Origin of the sequence: Psychrobacter sp. 1044 (assembly GCF_904846525.1) — a bacterium.
GTDB lineage: Bacteria > Pseudomonadota > Gammaproteobacteria > Pseudomonadales > Moraxellaceae > Psychrobacter.
On record NZ_CAJHAZ010000002.1, the window covers coordinates 196705 to 216358 of the forward strand.

The following is a 19654-nucleotide window of genomic DNA, read 5'->3' on the forward strand; positions in this document are numbered from 1 at the left end:
TTTGTTTAATCTTATTTATCAACATCATATGATAACACCGCAGCGTCAAATTTTATTGCTAAAATATAGTGTTATCCTTACTCAGAAATAACCAACAACTGACAGCTTTATCGTAATGTGTCGCCGATTATATCACTGGCGGTGCTAGCAAATGAAATCTTTTAGTTTGAGTATCACAGGCTATTATTTATAAGCAAAAACCTTCTTAAGAATTGGGCGAATCGTCATCTGCCAAATTAACACCCATCAAATGTTGCCATTGCGCTTGTACTAATGCTCGTGTTTCTTTCCACAGTGACTCATCCACCAATAGCGATTGCTCTGATAGTGCCAATTGATGAGTAGCAGCACGAATTCTGAGGTAGGCATCCGTCAAATCTTGGCAGACTTGCTCCTCCCAAATACCCAGTGATGCCACTTCTTCAAAAATACGAACGTTGTCGCTCCATTTGGTCAGGCTTGGATGCTCATGCGAATAAGCCAATACTGCAAATTGCGCTAAGAACTCAATGTCGATGATCCCGCCTGCATCTTGTTTAAGATGAAACTTACCTGCTTGTTGTTGCCATTGATTGGTGCCAAGATGTTTTTGCATCTTAATACGCATACTAGTAACTTCTGTACGCACCTGCTCTATCGTGCGCGGTAATGACAATACGTCTCGGCGAATATCACAAAAACGTGCCGTCACTCGCTTGTCACCGCAAATCGCTCGTGCCCGTACCAAGGCTTGATGCTCCCATGCCCAAGCTTTTTCGAGCTGGTAAGTCTCAAAAGCGTGACAAGACACCACCATCATACCAGCATTACCTGAGGGGCGCAGACGCATATCAATCTCATAAGCGCGGCCATCTCGAGTTTGGGTATTGAGATAGTTCATCAGCTTTTGTACCAAACGGGCAGCAAACTTCATACCGCTGACTGATTTTTCACCCGTAGTCATACTCTGCTCTTTTATCTTATGCAAAAACACCAAATCCAAATCTGAAGAATACGACAGCTCTAGCCCGCCAAGCTTGCCATAACCAATGATGGCAAAACCGCAGTCTGCCTCGGTCACTGGATCGCCATCTTGACCAATAGGATAGCCGTAGCGTTTGACAATTTCTGCAAAAGCCCGTTCTAATGCGGCTTCTAGTACCACCGCTGCGATATACGTAAGAGAATCCGACACCTTCATAATCGGACGCTCAGCCAATACATCACTAGCGGCAACCGCCAACACTTGGTTCTTCTTAAATAGTCTTAATACGCTGAGCAGCTCTTCTTCGTCATTAGGCTCTACGCGCAATAGCTGTTGACGCAAAATATCGCGCAACTCTGGCTTGTCCGGCAAGTGGCGATAGCGCTGCTGTAAAAAAGTATCTAAAAGCACAGGATAATGTGCCAACTCTTTGGCAATCCAAGGACTGGCCGATAGCATGGGTATCAGCTCAATCGTCGCATTGGGATTTTCTGCAATCATCACCAAATAGATAGAACGACGACAAATCGCTTCGAGCAATGTAATGAGACGCGGCAAAGCGGTATTGGCCAATTGCTGCTGCTCTTGATGAGCGAGTAACGCATGGATAATCACAGGATAAGCGTCATCCAACCGCTCGCGAGCCTCATCGCTTAAGTTAGCGACCATCTTTGACTGCCAAAAATCTTGTAATAGCACTCGGTTTTCTGCCGTTAACACATCATTCAATCGTGCAATCTGTTCATCAAGATGTTCGGGCTCAATATCTGTGTCTTCATGATCCGGTACCTGACGTTCGGTCACCATACGCTCAAAGGGAACATTGACATTGTCTCGATGGTGGTTAAGGGTATCTAACAGTGCGTTCCAATCGTCAAACCCAAGGGTAACTGCCAAGTTATACTGCCAATGCGGATCATGTGGCAGGCGCTGAGTCTGTTGATCATTAATCGCTTGAATGGCGTGTTCAAGCCGACGTAAAAAACGATACGCGGCTTGGAGCTCTTGATAAGTAGTCCTCTCTAGATACTCAAGCTTATGTAATACCTGCATTGCTTGTAAACAAGATTTCACCTGTAATTGAGGATGCCTGCCACCATAAATCAACTGAAAGGCCTGCACAATAAATTCAATGTCTCTGATACCACCAGCACCCAGCTTGATGTTATCCAAATCCTCCCGCTGAGCGACTTGGTTTTGAATAAGCGATTTCATCTCCCTGAGCGCTGAAAAAGCACTATAATCCACGTAATAACGGAAAACAAAAGGCTTAATGAGCGCTTGTATCTCATCATAAAACGGCTGTTCTATCTGCCCGACTACTCGTGCTTTCAGCCATGCAAAACGCTCCCATGCACGTCCATGCTGAGAGAAGTACTTCTGTAATGCGGATAGATGAATGGCCAAATCACTACCGTCACCCCAAGGGCGCAAACGCATATCGACCCGAAAGACAAAGCCATCAGCCGTCTTTTGATCCAATAATTTAATAATACCTTGACCAACCCTTGTCATAAACCGCTTATTATCTATGCTGCGCGTACCTTTTGATTTATCACCACTGGTTACACCGCGAGCCTGATGAACAAAGATAAGGTCTATATCACTCGATAGGTTCAGCTCATGAGCGCCAAGCTTGCCCATCGCCATAATCGCCATGTCATCAATTTGCACGTTACCTTTGGCATTGACAAACGTTGGTTCGCCGTACTGTTTAATCAAATGCTGGTAGGTATAATCTTTGGCAAATGAGATACAGCCATCTGCAAACTCAGACAGCTCGTCGGTCAATTGCTCAAGTGCTATCAGTTGTAAGGCATCTTGCCAAATCCAGCGCATCATCAGCAGTGTACGTAGATGACGCAGGCCACTCATCACCTTCACTTCATCAGCAAGTTGGTAATTATCATCTAACGTATAATCTTGAATCAAATCATCGATTTGCTGCCGAGTTAAGGTTCGATCTAACGGGTAGCTACGTAAAAACGTTTGGCATGAAACCGTTCGACTTTCCCAAATCTGATAAGCGAATTCGCTTGCCGTCTGCAATATTTGCAGCTGTTCGGTTGTATACTGACAATCTGTACCATGGGTCGCACATGAAGGCATAGCGGGTGACATAGGGAACATAACTCCTTGCATAGAGTAATAAGACTACGTGAACTTAGCGCATAAGTTTATCGTTTTTTCTTACGAAGCAGTCACAGCATCAACTAACGATACGCAATATGTCAGTATTTAATAGAAAACTACGTTTAATGACAGTGACCCTATTTGCTTTTGAGCGCTTTATGGTAGCATAAACAACTTTAGCGCAGATGATTGAAAAGAGCTCTTATGACCACCATGACCCCATTGCTTCTGATTACTGCTGATCCTAGCCACCCACTTGCCCATTTAGCGCTACGTTATGCACGCGCTTATCTCAAAAATGCCGCCAATAGTAAAGATACCAATGATAATATCACCTTAGATAATATCACCTTAAACGTATTTTTTTATGGCGATGCGGCGCATACGGCCAATGGTTTACGCTGGCAGTCAGCGGATCAAATTAATTTGACCAAAGATTGGCAAACGCTCGCTGAGCAGTTCCAGTTAGCGCTGCCTGTCTGTGTCAGTACTGCACTCAGTCGCGGCATTAGCGACATGGATAACAGTAAACGCCATCAACTTAATGGTGACAACCTTGCCACTGGCTTTTCACTGGTCGGACTGAGTGAGCTGGCGATGATGATGCAAGGCGATTGCCGCTTGATGCAATTTTGATGACTTGCCGTGCAGACAGATTACATTTTATGATAATAATTGTCAGCGACCAATTAGATTAGGAATTAACCATGAAATTATTAATTCAGCTGCTCACGCCGACTGAAATGGCGAGTTATGAAGGCTGTGCGCTTGCATTAACGCTAGCGACCTTTGGTCATGAAGTACAGCTGTATTTGGATGCGCCTGTTTTTGGCTTGTTGATGCAGCCTGCGTCGCGTTTGCATGGCATGATTCAGTCGCTTGAGCTATATGACATGCCAGCCGCTTGGCTACCTGACGATGTCTTTAGCGGGTGGGTCACGGGTATGCTGCCTATTGATTTGGCTTCACAATTGACATTGATACCTGAAGTGGTAAATTCATCAGACTTTGAGCAAATACTACGCTTTTAGCCTCGCAATTTTATTTGTAATACTTTAAATACTAGGACGTGTCCTCATTTTAAAAATAGAGATGAAAATGAGGACACGCCTTATCCTAAATCTAGCAACGAATCGGACACTGTTATGGCAACTTTATATCAAATACACAGCACAATGGATATGCTCAGGCGCAGTGTCGATGAGATGTCACGGACATGGCGCACCGGTGACAGTATTCTCTTGCTTGGTAGCACCGTGGCTTTTATCAGTTGGCTTGATGCCTATTTGAGTGACAGTGAAATACAAGGCATCGCAAATATTTATGCCTTAGCCGATGATGTGGCGCAGCTAAGTACCAATACCAGCGCGAAGCTCAATTTAGAGACCAAGTTGAGTGGGCTGTTAACCGATGAAGAATGGGTCAATCTAACTCAGAGTACCAGTGTTAGTAATACCAGTACTAGTAATACCGATGCTAATAATGCGGGGTTTGATAAAGTAGTGACCATTGCCCTATGAATAACGATAATACGATCAATCACGATATAACAGCGGCAATCAACGTTAAATTGGATCAAGACGGTCATTTATGTGACCATAATATCTGGACCCCTGATATCGCTCAGCAATTGGCCGACACTCTAGAGGTGCATCTAGAAACTGAGCATTTACAAATTTTACAACAGGTACGGGCATTTTTTACTCAGTTTAATCACGCACCAGCCACGCGCCCACTGATTAAATGGTTACAGAAAACCTTGCCAGAGCATGATATCAGCAATCAGAAACTACAGCAGTTATTCAACACTGGCTTGGTTGCCCGCCATGTCAATCGCCTTGCCGGTCTGCCCAAACCACCCAACTGTTTGTAAGATATATGATTGATAAAGGATCATGAATGGCGATGAATACCTGAATGTTGGATCATCGCCTGCAATCAGTAAAAAATGCACGGCTATTTTGGGTCGTACACTGTCAACGTCTCATACCCGATACTACGACCTTCATCACCAGTGAAGCCTTGCTGACGCCATACCTCATACAGACATATCGCCACACTATTCGATAAGTTTAAACTGCGTGAATCAGCCAGCATAGGCAATCTCAGCCAGTGATCAGCGCCGATATCTTCACGAATATCATCTGCCAAACCTGCTGTTTCAGAGCCAAATACTAAGGCGACATTAGGTATCTGCTCAGGCATCAAAGCACGATCAGATTCGGCAGCCATCTGTTGCCCACCAAAGTCATAGTCATAAAAAGGCTTGCTCAGTTTGGTGGTCAATGCTGTAACAATATGACAATCCGCTGCCTGTAGCGCCAGTTTTGCTGCCGCCCAATCATCATGTACTTGTAGGTGCGCGTATTCATGATAATCCAAACCTGCACGCCGTAGCTTTTTATCATCAAGCTCAAACCCTAATGGCCTGACCAAGTGTAGCTGCGCGCCCGTGTTGGCACATAAGCGAATAATATTGCCCGTGTTACTAGGCATTTTTGGCGCTACCAACACAATATGGGTGGTCATATCGACTCCTTAAGTCGTCAAATCTGCGTATTATCGTCGATCCGAGATAACGTGGACAGACTCTACTAAAATGATGATTATTTGAATTTCTGAGCAAAAGGTAATTAAAAGTTACAGTTTACTGCCAATAATTACATTTTGATACTTTGCACAGTTTTTAACTTTCACTATGATGTCTCTAACGGATATCGAGATAGTATTTATCAATTATTATCTTATCCAATAACCCCTCAGTGAGGCTCAAGCCTAATGCTTAGCATCACTGTTATTATTTATAACGACCCATTTTTGAGGATTCTATTATGAAAAAATTAATCATCGCATCTTTAACTGCTATGTTTGTTCTAACTGGTTGCAACACTTTTAAAGGTTTGGGCCAAGACGTATCAAGCGCTGGCGAAGCTGTTACTGGCGGCGCACAAGACGTACAAAATAAAATCTAAGTATTGATTTTTTTGCGTATTTGAAAGGCTTATCATTTATGTGATAAGCCTTTTTTTATAACTTTATTTTTCGATCGTAAAGACTGACATTAAAGACACCATGAATATCTCTAATTATAAAAAGGCTCGCAATATCTGATTGAGATAACGTTGACCCAATAGCGTTGGCTGTAGCCGCTCAGTATTGTCTACCAGCAATCCCTGAGTACTCAATTGCGCCACTTGTACAGCAATATCATCGTAACTCAGCCCTGTCCTTGCGGTAAACATCGACCAAGCGACGCCATCATGTAGACGTAGCGCGTTCAGCATAAACTCACTCACCAACTCCTCACTGTCAATTTCCTGCCAACCCACCATTTTTGGTGCGTTTCGTTTAACAGAAGAGTCAGTGTTATCTTGATAATCCACATAATCTTTAGGCAATCGTGATTTACTAAAACGATAAATACCAGAATATGCTAGCAAGTCATTCTTTAAGCCATTCTCTGTTAATGCTGATGCTTCATGAGCAATCGTTACTTTACCATGTGCACCCGCACCAATCGCTAGGTAGTCACCAAATTGCCAGTAATTAACATTGTGACGGCATGCTTTATCTGGCGCGCTTGCCCACGCGGATACTTCGTAATTGCGGTAGCCCAACTGCTGCAACAACGCTTGACCTGCCTGCTCAATATCTGCCAAGTTATCCTCATCTGGCAAAATCGGCTGGCTACGGTAAAATACAGTATTGGGCTCAATCGTTAATTGATACCAAGAAATATGCGTCGCCCCAGCATCATGCGCCATCTGGATATCGTTCAGCGCCTCATTCATCGTTTGCTGCGGTAACCCATGCATCAAATCGACATTGACTCGCTCAAACCCAGCCTCGCGAGCCGCACGAATCGCTGACAATGCTTGTGCAGGGTCATGTATGCGACCAAGGGTCTTGAGCTTATCAGCAGCAAAGCTTTGTACACCTATCGACAAACGATTGATACCCACCTCTAAATATTGGGCAAAAGGCGCATGCTCAAGCGTGCCCGGATTGGCTTCCATCGTCACTTCAATGCCATCAGCAAACTTAAAAATGTTGCGTAAGCCAGTAAACAATCGCTGGTATTGCACAATGGGTAGCAGTGAAGGCGTACCACCACCGATAAAAATCGAACTGATTTCACGCGCTTGGGTTAACGACTGCTGCATGGCGGCATCTGACAGCAGCGCATCCACATATTCGTCATACATAGATAGCTGCATATCCATCGGCAGCTCATGCGAATTAAAATCACAATAAGGGCATTTTTTGACACACCACGGGATATGAATATAAAGCGCCAGTGGAATGGCGCTTACCTGTATCCCACTCGCAGTCTTATTAGAGATGCTGAGATTATCAGAAAAATGGTCAGATTTAATATTTGACATAAACGAAGGTATCTATAAAAAAGGTTACATAAATGGATGACTGCTGTCACTAGCAGAAAGTAGCGCTAGGATAACGGCTAATGTGATTAAAAAAAAGGCTATCTTAAAGAAAAGCCGATCAATAACAAAACCAATCACAAACATGCATGTTAACCCTGTACTTTTATAGGCAAAATAGTGAAGAATGATGGCATAAAATGACATTGCATACAGTGATATTGCAAATAATGAATGGCTGATAATGATAAATAGGATAAAGATATGGCTTATTGGTTAATGAAGTCCAACCCCAAGTTTTTTGGTATTGATGATTTGCAACGCCTAGAGACCGACAGTTGGGATGGTGTGCGCAATTACCGCGCTCGTAACTTCATGCGTGACGAGATGCAGGTCGGCGACAAGGTGTTCTTTTATCACTCTAGCGCTAAGCCGTCTGGCGTCGCTGGCATCATGACGGTAAGCAAAGCAGGCTACCCTGACCCTTGCCAGTTCCATCCTGAGCACCGTCATTACGATCCTATTGCCACCGAAGATGAGCCACGATGGTATATGGTAGACGTCACTTTTAAGCAAGCATTTATTGATATTCTACCACTATCAGCCCTTAAATTTTTACCCGCACTTGAGGATTCATTATTAATGAGAAAAGGCTGTGAGCAACTTACCGTGATTCCACTAGATCCCAAACACTGGTACACCATTATGTATATGGCAGAAACACTTAACCTACTATCTGAGCAACCAGTGGTGAGATAGCAACGATTGAGTAAGGTTTTTAGTGTTATCAACGAACACTTATTGATACGCTGCCTGCAAAAAATTTGCTATATTTGCGATTTATGCTCAACAATTCATTTCTCGACCTTCTTTATCACACCTTTATCCCCATTATCAGGACCCGCTTATGAGCGCACCCAAACTACTATTATCTGTATTAATCGTCAGCATGTTCAGTCTGACCCTTAGCGCCTGTGGCAGTGACGGGGACAAGGTCAAAGAGGAATATGACCGAATAGAAGATCAGGTGAAAGATGAATATGATCGTGTGGAAGACAAGGTCAAAGAGAAGTATAAAGAAGTCGAAGATAAGCTTAGCGATGATGAAAAGTCCATGGCTGAGATTTTGGAGTCGGTATTTTTACCAGAAGAATCACTCGATAATTTCTTGGATAAAATAACCCCAGAAGGCGGTCGCGGCGGTTTATATGTCGGACACTTCATTGAGATTGACGATGGTGACAGCGACGATATCGATATCGGTGCCGTTTACTTTGATATCAGTAAAGATGGCGCTGGCAGCGTCGATGGTAGCGTTAGTTATCAGCAGCAAGCCTGCCAAGAAAACAATACTTTGGGTATCAACTCAGCCATCAAGGTTGACAACTATATCGCGGGTAAAATAACAGGCAGTCTCGATACGTTAGCGTTTTTAGACATTAAATATGTCAATGATTTGGGCGTAGAAACACCAAACTTATTAACCACCTTTGCGGGGAGCTTTGAGGAAAAAGAAGCAGGATCACCTTGGAGAGGTAGCTTTGAGTATCAGGATGGCCTTGGCGGTAAAAAACTAACCAGTAGCGAAAAAAATTGCAACGTCACCTACACCATCAGCGATCGCTCTAACTTTAAGACGTACCAACTTGATTATAGTCTGGGCAAAATGACTCTTGATATCATCGGTAATGGCAGTCAAAAGACCGTCACTTGGCAAAATCCTGCCAATACCAAGTATTTACTGGTCAGCCAAATTGATGTCAATAAAGCCGAGTCTGGTGCCAACGGCTATGTGCAGAACGTGATATTAAGTAATCTTGAAACACAGTTTGCCCCTGTCATTCCAGCCATGTCCACCAATTACGTGATTGTCGTGCAAGCATTTGATGCCAATAATACCTTGATTGGCTATCAAGCGGTGGTGCAAGATTTACCTGAGTCGCTATAAATATGTGCTGATGTGCCTATAAGTTAGAACGGTTATCGTCAAGTGCACATTTTATGGAATCGATTACCTTTCATAGTCAGTTTTTAAGATCAATACAACGCTTTTAAAGCGTTGACATCATAGCGTGGCTTCTTTACCATTCTATTTATTTATGACCTGTCAATCCACTGCTTGGATTGACGGGTTATTTTTATTTTTGTGCCTGACTTTTTTTGCATACTCTGTCTATATGGGCTTGCTCATATTATTTATCGGAGTATTATCGTCGGCACGACTCCCCCTTTTACATCCAGCCAAAAAACTGGATTGGCTTGGTTAAACTTGCTTAGGGCGTGTCCTCATTCTCATTTGCTTTTCTGCTCAAATTTTTGGTCATGGTATGACCGTCTCGCTATTGTTTTGTTGATGGCAATATTTGCTCATCTATCATAATTACCGCAAAGAATAAAAAGTTGCTCACTATGGTTTTCCCATTATCTTTTAGAGATTTTAAAAGCTACAGCTTACGCTTAGGCGTGCTCGCGCTTCCTATTCTAATTACTCAGTTTTGCCAAGCAGCACTTGGTGTGGTCGATGCTATCATGGCAGGTCAAGTCTCCGCGCTTGATTTGGCGGCCGTCGCCGTTGGCTCTGGTATTTGGCTGCCGCTGTTTTTATTAGCCACTGGTATTTTAATCGCCACCACCCCTCTTATTGGTGAGGCGATTGGTCAAAATAAGCACCATCAAGTGCCGCATATCACGCAGCAGTCTTTATGGACCGCTAGTGTCATTGGTATTATGGGCTTTATCATCGTTAATTTAGCACCCAATGTACTTGGGATCATGGGTGTGCCTGAAAACATCCAACCGATAGCAACGCAGTATTTGCATGGCGTGTCGTTTGGTTTTCCCGCACTGGCAGTCTATGCGGTACTACGCAGTTATTGCGAAGCACTTGGGCGACCTGAGCCGGTGACAGTAATTAGTATTATCGGACTACTTGCCGATATTCCCCTTAACTATATTTTTATCCACGGTCTGTTTGGTATGCCCGAAATGGGCGGCGCAGGCTGCGGGGTCGCAACGGCAATAGTGTTATGGATAAATGTTTTATTACTGGCGGCTTATACCAGCTTTACTAAGCGACAGCAGTTTGCCAGCACGCGCTTCTTTTATGCCTTTGCCAGTCCTAATCGTGCACAGATTAAAAAGCTCCTTAAACTTGGTATTCCGATTGGTATCTCTATCTTTTTTGAAGCCAGTTTGTTCAGCTTGGGCGCTCTTGTTATCAGTCCATTAGGTGAGCTAGCAACCGCATCGCATCAGGTGGCATTAGCGGTGACTTCCCAGCTGTTTATGATTCCGATATCGGTCGCTATGGCACTGACAATCATGGTATCCAATCGTTTTGGCGAAAAAAACCTCATGGCGTTACGTCAAGTGCAAGCTACTGGTCTTATTTGGACAGTATTGATTGCACTCACGTGTATGATTGGTATTTGGCTATTTAGGCCGCAATTGGCAGCCGCATTCTCTGATAACCCAGCCGTTATCACGCAATCTATGCATTTACTTATTTTTGCTCTTGGTTATCAGCTGTTCGATGGTTGGCAAGTCAACGTCGCTGGTATATTGCGCGGCATGCAAGACACCACGATACCAATGTGGGTCACGTTGTTCTGTTACTGGCTGGTGGCATTGCCACTCGGTGTTTATTTGGTGCGCTTCACCGATATAGGCGCACAAGGGTTTTGGATGGCATTAATCACAGGTTTATTCTTATCGTCTATTCTACTCACCCTACGCCTGCGCTATCAACAAAAGCGTCTGACGACGATGTGGGGTTAATGCATCAGCTATACTGATGTAAATGCAGTATCTACTAACCATGACTAGCGCTACATGGTCACATAGACTATGATAAATCATTAAGCATTTCTTACTCGTAAGAAATGCTTACGTCATAATATGTAAAAAAACTCAGTTAACAACTGTACATCGATTGCTCATTGCCATGAATATAGGTATCATTAGCAATTACCTACACAATATTTAGTTACACTATTTCTTGAAATTAGTAGAAGGCAAAATTAAAACTATGGATATTGAAAAAATACGCACCCTAATCGCCCTCATGGAAGAAAGTGAACTGGTTAATTTAGAAATCAGCTCAGATGATGAACACATCAGCTTAACTCGTCACTATGATGCGCCTGCACCGACCATGATGGCCGCACCTGCTGCTGGCATTGCCCCTATCACTGCTGAAGCAAAGCCAGCGGTAAAAGCAGGTAGCGTTGAGACATCACCGATGGTTGGTGTTTATTACTCAGCCCCTAGCCCTAATGATCCGCCATTCGTAAAGGTCGGACAAAAGGTGCAAGCTGGTGACACATTGGGCATCATCGAAGCCATGAAAATTATGAATCCTCTTGAGGCAACGCAAAGTGGTGTCGTTGACGAAATCTTAGTCAATAATTCCGAAGTGGTACAGTTTGGTCAACCCGTCATACGCTATAGAGCTTAACGACACTGTTTACCAACCTTTACCTCATTATGATAGAGATTTCGTTATCATTTGGCATTTTAGCTTGAGTTATTTTATCTTTATCGTAGCTCGATTTAATGGTGCCTAAAATAACGACTCTATCAATGACCGCCGCTTCGACAAGGATGACCCCATGATAAAAAAACTGCTCATCGCCAATAGAGGTGAGATTGCCCTACGTATCGTTCGAGCCTGCAAAGCCCTTGGCATAGAGACCGTCGGTGTCTACTCCACAGCTGATGCAAACTTGATGCACCTGCGCTTTGTTGATGAGGCAATCTGTATTGGCAAACCCAATGCCAATCAAAGCTATCTTGATATCAATACTATTTTAACCGCAGCTGAAATCACTGGTGCCGACGCTATCCATCCGGGTTATGGTTTTTTGGCTGAAAATGCTGAATTCGCTGAACGCGTCGAAGAAGCAGGTCTCACTTTCGTTGGTCCTAATGCTGATCATATTCGATTAATGGGCAATAAAGTCTCTGCCATTAATGCGATGAAAAAAGCTGGCGTACCGACCGTCCCTGGTTCAGTGGGCGCGGTAACGTTGCATAATGCTGAAGAGCAAGCACGCCATATCGGCTTTCCGTTATTGATTAAAGCCGCTTCTGGCGGCGGCGGTCGCGGTATGCGGGTGGTTGAGCGCTTCGAAGAAGTCATTGGTCAAGTACAAGCTGCTAAGCAAGAAGCTGAGCTGTGGTTTGGCGATGATACCGTGTATATGGAACGCTACCTACAAAATCCGCGCCACGTAGAGATACAAGTGCTTGGCGATGGTAATGGTAATGCCATTCACTTATACGATCGAGATTGTTCATTGCAACGTCGCCACCAAAAAGTATTAGAGGAAGCCCCTGCGCCTGATATCCCTGACGATGTACGTCAGCCTATCTTAGACGCTTGCGTCAAAGCATGTGAGTTGGTGAAATATCGCGGTGCGGGTACTTTTGAGTTTTTATTTGAAAATAATGAATACTTTTTTATTGAGATGAATACTCGTGTGCAAGTTGAGCATCCGGTAACTGAGATGATTACTGGCATCGACGTGGTCGTCGAGCAGCTAAAAATCGCAGCCGGCTACGGTTTGTCTTATCGTCAAAGCGAGATTGAAATTCAAGGCCATGCCATTGAATGTCGCATCAATGCTGAAGATCCAGCGACCTTTATGCCTTGTCCTGGTACAGTCACCCAGTTATTTGCCCCCAGTGGTGCTGGTGTACGCTTTGACTCGCACCTCTACCCGGGCTACGAGATTCCAAGCTATTATGACTCATTGATTGGCAAGCTTATTTGCCATGGTCAAACGCGCCAGCAAGCCGTCTCTAAGACGCTGCATGCACTCGATGAATTGGTGATTGAGGGTATTAAGACCAATATCCCACTGCATCGTGATGTCATTTTAGCAGATGACAATTTTATTCACGAAGCACAAAATATTCATTACCTTGAAAGAGAGCTTTTAACTGGTAATAAAAAGAAGGCAGATGTATAACCTACTTTGATTTTTGTTAAACATAAAAAATCGCTACCTATTTAGATAGCGGTTTTTTATGTTTCTATTTTAGAAAAAATGGTTTTAAGTTTTATAAATAAAGAAAATACTACGGCAACACTCTATTAAAATTCATAAAGCATTCATTACCATCAGGATCCGCACACCACTGCATTTGGTTGCCATCGTGGTTTAAAAACGCAATCAACGCTTCGTCAGTTTGGTCGATTTGGTTACCTGAACAATCTACCTCATTGTTGTCATAGACTGTTTTTAGGGCAATAATGGGCAGCCCTTCTTCGCGGTGCGTGATTAGGTAACGACCATATGTCCACTCTTTGCCACTCACTGCCCACATCTCATTATCGGCCGCAAAATTATATAGCTCGCGACACTGATTTGCTTTTTTGGCAGAGACCTTTAACTGGTTGTTGGTATTTGGCTTAATATTAAGGACGCGCTTTTCACTTTGCACAAGGACACCGCCTTCTGTGCCAGCAGTCACTTCTGGCTCATCAATTTTTGTCTGGTTCAGCTCTTTTGCTACAGCTTGTCTGGCTTTGGCTTCTTTGGTCATCGTGATACTACTGTCCAAGTCGATTTCCCATTGTCCCGCGATAGCTGGGCTGATATGAGTGGTAATAGTTGGTTTAGTGACCACTTCGCCATTTACTGGCAATGACGCCAAAATAGCAGCCAATGAAAATGAAGCAAGTGAGATAGGTTCCATAATTAACCTTTTGTTTATAATAATATAATAGTATGAGTTATGTACATTAGCGTAAGTCTTAGACATCAAAAACACAAGTAACATTATGCTATTAGTCGTGATGCTTTAGCCAACTGCAAGATAGGCGATAGTCATAAATGTCTACTTTCTGCATATAGACTGTCGTTTTTCATGCAAAAAATAACGCCATCGCTTTACTTGCCAAAGACAAGAAGCGACAGCGTTATAGCTACAAGTTATTAAGACGATCATAAAAACATTAAGCAGTGGCAGTACTAACTGCTTGAGCAAACGCTGATAATGCGCCTTTAAGCATCGCTGATACAGTACTGCTACAAGTGCCAATGCCAGAATAAACTTCACCATCTACATTTAGTTGGATATAAGCCGCCGCATTTGCATTAGTTTTGTTGTCATTATTGGTATCATCATCGATGCCATCACCGCTATTGTGCTGCGGATTAATCGCATGCTCAGCGTAGTTGATGACATGTATCGATTTACCAGTGTGCTGGGCAAGGCCGTCTATAAAAGATGATAATGGACCATTACCAGTGCCATCAATATTAATGATGTCCCCATTCATTTGTACTTGACCAGTAAAGTAGACTTCACCGCCTTTATTATTGACCGTATAATCTAATAGCTCAAAACTGCCTTGCTGTAGATACGTGTCTTCAAAGGTTTGTAAGATTTCATCATTCTGCAATTCGCGAGCAGCTGATTCAGCTTGCTTCTGTACCACGCCGCTGAAGTCAATTTGCATCCAGCGCGGCAAATTAAAGCCATAGTTGCGCTGCAAGATATAAGCCACACCGCCTTTACCAGACTGGCTATTGATACGTACCACATCCTGATAACTACGACCGATATGCGCCGGATCAATTGGCAAGTAAGCCACATCCCAAACGTTATCCGTCTCGTTTTGATGCTTTTCGTTATAATCGAGAGATTTTTTGATGGCATCTTGATGCGAGCCACTAAAGGCCGTAAAGACCAATTCGCCGACGTATGGATGACGCGGATGTAAGGGCAAATTGTTACATTCGCTGACCACTTGTACAATTTCGCTCATGTTACTAAAATCAAGCTCTGGATCGATACCTTGACTAAACAAGTTCATCGCCATGACCATGATATCCATATTACCCGTACGCTCACCGTTACCCAATAGCGTACCTTCGATACGATCGGCGCCCGCTAATACCCCAAGCTCTGCTGCTGCAACCGCACAGCCACGGTCATTATGCGTATGCAAGCTAATAACGACATGCTCACGCTGGGCAAGATGACGGCAGAAATATTCGACTTGGTCGGCAAAAACATTGGGCATAGACGCTTCAACCGTCGCTGGCAAGTTTAAAATAACTTCCTGCCCTTGTTGTGGTTGCCATACTTCACAAACCGCATCACAGACTTCTACGGCATATTCAGTTTCTGTTTGACTAAAGCTCTCAGGTGAATATTGGAACACCCATTCCGTCTCAGGATACTGTGCCGCATACTTCTGTAATAGCTTGGCACCAGTGATGGCAATTTCTTTAATCTCAGCTTTGTCTTTACCGTAGACCTTTTCACGTTGTACACGGCACGTTGAATTATAAACATGGACAATCGCACGCTTCGCGCCTTTCAATGACTCAAACGTACGGGCAATCAAATGCTCACGAGCCTGCACCAATACCTGCAAAGTCACATCGTCTGGGACGTGATTTTCTTCGATAAGTTTACGAGCAAAATCAAACTCAACCTGCGCCGCTGATGGAAAGCCAATTTCAATTTCTTTAAAACCAACCTCAACCAACGTTTTAAAAAAACGCATTTTTTGTTCGATCGTCATCGGGTCAATCAGTGCTTGATTGCCATCACGCAGATCCACACTTGCCCAAATTGGTGACTTTTCAATCGTTTTGCTCGGCCAAGTACGATCTGACAGCGAGGGCGCAAAAGCAAATGGACGATACTTTTTATAATCAAAAGCGGCATTTTTGGGTGTAATCTTTGCAGTCGTTGAGGCTACAGTGCGTTTGGCTTGGTCAGACATAATCAATCCTTAGATGATATGGGAATTTATGTTTTTAGCTGGACGGCTGGTGATTAGATCAATGTTTATCATACGAGATAACCAATGTTTATACCATAATAATATCAGAGTTTATGCAATAGAAATCAGCTTTCTTTTATAATATATGACACTATTTTAGTGAAAAAGTACAATTTACTCAGTATAATTAGATGAATTCACTAATAAAGCAACAGATCATGCCAAACAGTCATCTGGATAGTCCACATTTAGCCGATATTGATGAGATCGATCGACAGCTCTTGCGCGTATTGCAAACTCAGGCACGTATGAGTATCACCGAGCTTGCCGAACGCGTCAACCTGTCAGCCACGCCTTGTGCACGCCGTATTAAACGCTTAGAAGATGCTGGTATTATCACGGGTTATCACACCAAAACGGATGCGCAAAAACTTGGCTACCCGCTCGCCGTCTTTATCGCGATTAGTATGGATCGCCATACGGCTGAACGCTTTGAGCAATTTGAGCGTAAGATTCAGAGCTTTGATGAAGTCATTAGCTGTAGCATTGTCACGGGTCGTACGGAAGACTACCTTATCAAGGTAAGAGTACGCGATATGGCACATTATGAGGAGTTTTTATTACATAGGCTCAATCGTATCGAAGGTGTCGCTCAAGTGCATACCAGTTTTGAGCTGCGAGAAATATTTAATCGTAGTGTGGTTTAAATGGTAGTCGGTGGCTGTCGACGAAACAATAGCAACAGCACCAATCCAACCATCAATCCAGCGGCGGCAACGAGTAACCCTGCATTGAAATTGTCGTCCTGCCCTGCCAATGCTACCGTCACCAATGGTCCCAAGAATTGACCCAATGCATAAGCCAAAGTTGCCAATCCTATCAGCAAATTTGAGTAAGCAGGATTGATATTTTTAATCAAAGTGAGCGTCATCGATACCATACCCACAAAGGTCAAACCTAAAATAGCAGCATTGCCGTACAAACCAATAGCGCCGCCGAACCATATGGGCAAGCACATCCCAAATGCTTGTAATATCGTTAAGCCTATTAACGTTTTAATTTCACCAATTCGCTTGGCAAGTGCGCCCCACAGTGGATTTGATAACATCGCAAACACACCAACGACTAGCCAAATGAGCAATCCAGCATACGTCTGCGTCGTGAGGCGCTGTGCTGCCATGACTGGCAAAAAAGTCGCAGAGGTAATATAACCAAAGCCTGCCAGTACATAGCTCGCTGACAGCAAAGCAATAGCCTTACGATGACCAGCAATGGCCTCATACAAAGCGCGCTTAAAGCTCAAATAGGTTTGATGCACTGACACGTGCTGTTTAGGATCAGTCCGCAGCGAGACGGAACCCTGTGCTTGTCTTGGTTTTACGGCATAGAGTAGCCATACCAGAGGTAAACTTGTAAAGCCTGCTACCAACCAAATGACATCAAAATGATAGCCCAATATCAACAACCACCACGTCAGTATGGCAGAGGCACTGATGCCCACACCAATACCTGCGTAGTGTACTGCCGACAGTACAGAGCGGCGTTCAGGACTTAAGCTTTGAATCACAAACGATGAGCTTAAAATCATCGCTACACCGCTTGCAATACCTGCGATTAGACGAATGAGATACCATAGAGTTAATGACATATCAGGTACGACAAGTAGCATCGTTGTGACGACACTTATAATCGCCCACAGTGTCAGCGCTTGCCACGTCGAGCGCTGAGGCACAAACATGGCAATGAGGGCACCGATAAAATAACCGATGTAATTGATAGAGGCAAGCCAGCCTGCAATCGTCGTTGAAATCGACACTTGCACCATAATATCGGGTAAGGTGGCAGTAAACAAAAAACGTCCATAGCCCATGACGACTGCCATGCAGTACATACCGATACAGGCAATGGCAGCTTCATTGGTAATATGAGCAAAAGCACGGCTTTTGAGAGCAGTCATCATGACAGAGCCATTTTTGCGGCCATTAGCACACAATCCTTTGTGTTAGAGCATTCAAGAGCAGCGGCGGATTAATAATCAAACATACAAGCGAAAACTACGATACGTTTACTGTTGGCGGCATGGTCACATCTGTTTCTGTGTGTCCTAGCATTTGTACGCGTTGATCACTAAACATATCCATATCAGGTGCCAGCGTACGCATAAAGCGATCAAAATAGAGCATCTGCTTGGTCAATAAAGCAAAGTCACGTGGGAAATGTATGCCATGGCGCTTACCGACTTCTACAATCTCAAGCATCATTTTATTTAGCTCATCGGCTTGCTCTTTACTATTAAAAGGCACACCACTGGTAAAGGACTTGTCCTCCGCCATAATAGTCTTCATCATACGCTGCAAATCATTACCCAACGCCACTACATCGACTTTATTGCCACCATGGGTCATTTCCATATCAATCATATGGCGCGCCATCGCTTGATAGTCACTGTCCTGCATGGCTTGCATCATACCCATGCACGCACGCCAACTCTCAGCTTTTAGCTTACCGACAATACCAAAATCCAAAAAGCCAATACGACCATCGGTTAATAGCATCAAATTTCCCGCATGCAGGTCAGCATGAAAACTGTTGCACAGCATGAGACTGGCAAACCACGTATTCAAGGTATCCGCCATGACTTGCGCAGGATCAGCACAATACTGACGCATGAGCGACTCATCGACCATAGATACACCGTACAAGCGGCTCATGGTTAGTACACGCTTGGTCGTCAGCTCTTCATATACTTTGGGTGCTACCACGCGTGTATTGCCTGATACGGCTAAGAACTGCTGAAAATCGCGGATGTTTTGTGCCTCAGCGATAAAGTCAGTCTCGGCAAGCATGCGCAGGCGAATCTCATCGATAATCGGCGCAATACTGGCAAACTTCATCGACGGCATCAGAATCTCAAGTAACTTAGTCACCCCATGCAATACGCCCAAATCCGTTTGCATAATAGTCTCGACGTCAGGCTTTTGTACCTTTAATACGACTTCATCGCCATTATGCAACCGTGCCGCATGAACTTGAGCAATAGAGGCTGAAGCTAGTGGCTTTGAGTCGATATGGGCGAACTTATCAGCGAGCGTCATGCCATCAACCGCCAACTCTTCTTTCAATACCTGCTCGATATAAGCATAAGACAGTGGCGTGGTCTGATCCAAACAGCTCTGAAAAGCTTTTACATATTCGCGTGGAAACAGTGACGGCGTACTGGCGATAAACTGACCAATCTTGATATAAGTCGTGCCCAACTGCTCAAACGTTTCTTTTAATAATGTGGCATCAGGCTTTTCACCTTTTGCCACTCTCAGCGCAGATAAACCTGCCACGCTGGCTGTTTGGCGAACACGGTTCATGACATTGAAGGTATGCTTTAATAAATGCGGACGATGAATTTTCATAAAAAACAACTATGGTCATAAG

General features: G+C 43.9%; 18 protein-coding genes. 11 read left to right on the forward strand and 7 right to left on the reverse strand.

The window, feature by feature from the left end; translation table 11 throughout:
• Window positions 1–205 precede the first annotated feature (205 nt).
• Window positions 206–3085 (reverse strand): bifunctional [glutamate--ammonia ligase]-adenylyl-L-tyrosine phosphorylase/[glutamate--ammonia-ligase] adenylyltransferase, encoded by a 2880-nt coding sequence (glnE, locus tag JMX82_RS02310; protein ID WP_201539271.1) that lies wholly within the window; start codon window positions 3083–3085, stop codon window positions 206–208.
• A gap of 216 nt (window positions 3086–3301) precedes the next feature.
• Between glnE and tusD the strand changes: the two genes are divergently transcribed.
• From tusD to JMX82_RS02330, 4 genes are all read left to right on the forward strand, one after another.
• Complete coding sequence (gene tusD / locus JMX82_RS02315) at window positions 3302–3733, forward strand: sulfurtransferase complex subunit TusD (RefSeq protein ID WP_201539279.1); 432 nt, start codon at window positions 3302–3304, stop codon at window positions 3731–3733.
• 71 nt (window positions 3734–3804) lie between these two features.
• Window positions 3805–4128 carry a hypothetical protein gene (locus JMX82_RS02320; RefSeq protein ID WP_201539281.1) on the forward strand — a complete coding sequence of 108 codons (324 nt, stop codon included), beginning with the start codon at window positions 3805–3807 and terminating at the stop codon, window positions 4126–4128.
• A 114-nt stretch (window positions 4129–4242) separates the two neighbouring features.
• Window positions 4243–4617: a hypothetical protein gene (locus JMX82_RS02325; RefSeq protein ID WP_227676262.1), complete on the forward strand. Its 375-nt coding sequence runs from the start codon at window positions 4243–4245 to the stop codon at window positions 4615–4617.
• Complete coding sequence (locus tag JMX82_RS02330; RefSeq protein WP_413786751.1) at window positions 4614–4970, forward strand: TusE/DsrC/DsvC family sulfur relay protein; 357 nt, start codon at window positions 4614–4616, stop codon at window positions 4968–4970. The genes JMX82_RS02325 and JMX82_RS02330 overlap by 4 nt, the downstream gene beginning before the upstream one ends.
• 83 nt (window positions 4971–5053) lie before the next feature.
• On the opposite strand, the gene JMX82_RS02335 is transcribed toward JMX82_RS02330, so the two are convergent.
• Window positions 5054–5626 (reverse strand): tRNA (cytidine(34)-2'-O)-methyltransferase, encoded by a 573-nt coding sequence (locus tag JMX82_RS02335; protein WP_045454970.1) that lies wholly within the window; start codon window positions 5624–5626, stop codon window positions 5054–5056.
• A 302-nt stretch (window positions 5627–5928) separates the two neighbouring features.
• Here JMX82_RS02335 and JMX82_RS02340 point away from each other — a divergent pair, with 302 nt between their 5' ends.
• Entirely contained in the window at window positions 5929–6069 is a 141-nt protein-coding gene (locus JMX82_RS02340; protein ID WP_045447789.1) for an entericidin A/B family lipoprotein, read from the forward strand.
• A gap of 114 nt (window positions 6070–6183) precedes the next feature.
• On the opposite strand, the gene hemW is transcribed toward JMX82_RS02340, so the two are convergent.
• Window positions 6184–7482 carry a radical SAM family heme chaperone HemW gene (gene hemW, locus JMX82_RS02345; RefSeq protein ID WP_201539293.1) on the reverse strand — a complete coding sequence of 433 codons (1299 nt, stop codon included), beginning with the start codon at window positions 7480–7482 and terminating at the stop codon, window positions 6184–6186.
• A gap of 261 nt (window positions 7483–7743) precedes the next feature.
• On the opposite strand from hemW, the gene JMX82_RS02350 reads away from it, so the two are divergent.
• From JMX82_RS02350 to accC, 5 genes are all read left to right on the forward strand, one after another.
• Window positions 7744–8238, forward strand: coding sequence for an EVE domain-containing protein (locus JMX82_RS02350; protein WP_201539295.1), 495 nt, complete (start codon window positions 7744–7746; stop codon window positions 8236–8238).
• Between the two features lie 148 nt (window positions 8239–8386).
• The gene (locus JMX82_RS02355) at window positions 8387–9427 is read left to right on the forward strand and encodes a hypothetical protein (protein ID WP_201539297.1); all 1041 of its coding nucleotides are present in this window, start codon (window positions 8387–8389) and stop codon (window positions 9425–9427) included.
• Window positions 9428–9888: 461 nt separating this feature from the next.
• The gene (locus tag JMX82_RS02360) at window positions 9889–11256 is read left to right on the forward strand and encodes an MATE family efflux transporter (protein ID WP_201539299.1); all 1368 of its coding nucleotides are present in this window, start codon (window positions 9889–9891) and stop codon (window positions 11254–11256) included.
• A 250-nt stretch (window positions 11257–11506) separates the two neighbouring features.
• A complete protein-coding gene (gene accB, locus JMX82_RS02365) occupies window positions 11507–11935 on the forward strand; it encodes an acetyl-CoA carboxylase biotin carboxyl carrier protein (protein ID WP_201539301.1) in 429 nt (142 codons plus the stop codon).
• Window positions 11936–12089: 154 nt separating this feature from the next.
• The gene (accC, locus tag JMX82_RS02370; RefSeq protein ID WP_060490945.1) at window positions 12090–13451 is read left to right on the forward strand and encodes an acetyl-CoA carboxylase biotin carboxylase subunit; all 1362 of its coding nucleotides are present in this window, start codon (window positions 12090–12092) and stop codon (window positions 13449–13451) included.
• 109 nt (window positions 13452–13560) lie between these two features.
• On the opposite strand, the gene JMX82_RS02375 is transcribed toward accC, so the two are convergent.
• Complete coding sequence (locus tag JMX82_RS02375; protein ID WP_201539303.1) at window positions 13561–14181, reverse strand: hypothetical protein; 621 nt, start codon at window positions 14179–14181, stop codon at window positions 13561–13563.
• A gap of 259 nt (window positions 14182–14440) precedes the next feature.
• Entirely contained in the window at window positions 14441–16225 is a 1785-nt protein-coding gene (gene leuA / locus JMX82_RS02380; protein ID WP_201539305.1) for a 2-isopropylmalate synthase, read from the reverse strand.
• 218 nt (window positions 16226–16443) lie between these two features.
• On the opposite strand from leuA, the gene JMX82_RS02385 reads away from it, so the two are divergent.
• Window positions 16444–16932 carry an Lrp/AsnC family transcriptional regulator gene (locus JMX82_RS02385; protein WP_045447764.1) on the forward strand — a complete coding sequence of 163 codons (489 nt, stop codon included), beginning with the start codon at window positions 16444–16446 and terminating at the stop codon, window positions 16930–16932.
• Here the strand turns inward: JMX82_RS02385 and JMX82_RS02390 are convergent.
• The gene (locus JMX82_RS02390) at window positions 16929–18185 is read right to left on the reverse strand and encodes a YbfB/YjiJ family MFS transporter (protein WP_201539307.1); all 1257 of its coding nucleotides are present in this window, start codon (window positions 18183–18185) and stop codon (window positions 16929–16931) included. The genes JMX82_RS02385 and JMX82_RS02390 overlap by 4 nt on opposite strands.
• Window positions 18186–18279: 94 nt before the next feature.
• Window positions 18280–19632 carry an ABC1 kinase family protein gene (locus JMX82_RS02395; protein WP_109591308.1) on the reverse strand — a complete coding sequence of 451 codons (1353 nt, stop codon included), beginning with the start codon at window positions 19630–19632 and terminating at the stop codon, window positions 18280–18282.
• Window positions 19633–19654 lie beyond the last annotated feature (22 nt).

Coding starts and splice junctions, on each gene's coding strand:
- accC (WP_060490945.1), top strand. CDS start 12,090: ATGATAAAAAAACTGCTCATCGCCAATAGAGGTGAGATTGCCCTACGT.
- JMX82_RS02325 (WP_227676262.1), top strand. CDS start 4,243: ATGGCAACTTTATATCAAATACACAGCACAATGGATATGCTCAGGCGC.
- JMX82_RS02355 (WP_201539297.1), top strand. CDS start 8,387: ATGAGCGCACCCAAACTACTATTATCTGTATTAATCGTCAGCATGTTC.
- accB (WP_201539301.1), top strand. CDS start 11,507: ATGGATATTGAAAAAATACGCACCCTAATCGCCCTCATGGAAGAAAGT.
- JMX82_RS02385 (WP_045447764.1), top strand. CDS start 16,444: ATGCCAAACAGTCATCTGGATAGTCCACATTTAGCCGATATTGATGAG.
- JMX82_RS02330 (WP_413786751.1), top strand. CDS start 4,614: ATGAATAACGATAATACGATCAATCACGATATAACAGCGGCAATCAAC.
- leuA (WP_201539305.1), bottom strand. CDS start 16,225: ATGTCTGACCAAGCCAAACGCACTGTAGCCTCAACGACTGCAAAGATT.
- JMX82_RS02350 (WP_201539295.1), top strand. CDS start 7,744: ATGGCTTATTGGTTAATGAAGTCCAACCCCAAGTTTTTTGGTATTGAT.
- JMX82_RS02335 (WP_045454970.1), bottom strand. CDS start 5,626: ATGACCACCCATATTGTGTTGGTAGCGCCAAAAATGCCTAGTAACACG.
- tusD (WP_201539279.1), top strand. CDS start 3,302: ATGACCACCATGACCCCATTGCTTCTGATTACTGCTGATCCTAGCCAC.
- hemW (WP_201539293.1), bottom strand. CDS start 7,482: ATGTCAAATATTAAATCTGACCATTTTTCTGATAATCTCAGCATCTCT.
- glnE (WP_201539271.1), bottom strand. CDS start 3,085: ATGTCACCCGCTATGCCTTCATGTGCGACCCATGGTACAGATTGTCAG.
- JMX82_RS02320 (WP_201539281.1), top strand. CDS start 3,805: ATGAAATTATTAATTCAGCTGCTCACGCCGACTGAAATGGCGAGTTAT.
- JMX82_RS02390 (WP_201539307.1), bottom strand. CDS start 18,185: ATGATGACTGCTCTCAAAAGCCGTGCTTTTGCTCATATTACCAATGAA.
- JMX82_RS02340 (WP_045447789.1), top strand. CDS start 5,929: ATGAAAAAATTAATCATCGCATCTTTAACTGCTATGTTTGTTCTAACT.
- JMX82_RS02395 (WP_109591308.1), bottom strand. CDS start 19,632: ATGAAAATTCATCGTCCGCATTTATTAAAGCATACCTTCAATGTCATG.
- JMX82_RS02375 (WP_201539303.1), bottom strand. CDS start 14,181: ATGGAACCTATCTCACTTGCTTCATTTTCATTGGCTGCTATTTTGGCG.
- JMX82_RS02360 (WP_201539299.1), top strand. CDS start 9,889: ATGGTTTTCCCATTATCTTTTAGAGATTTTAAAAGCTACAGCTTACGC.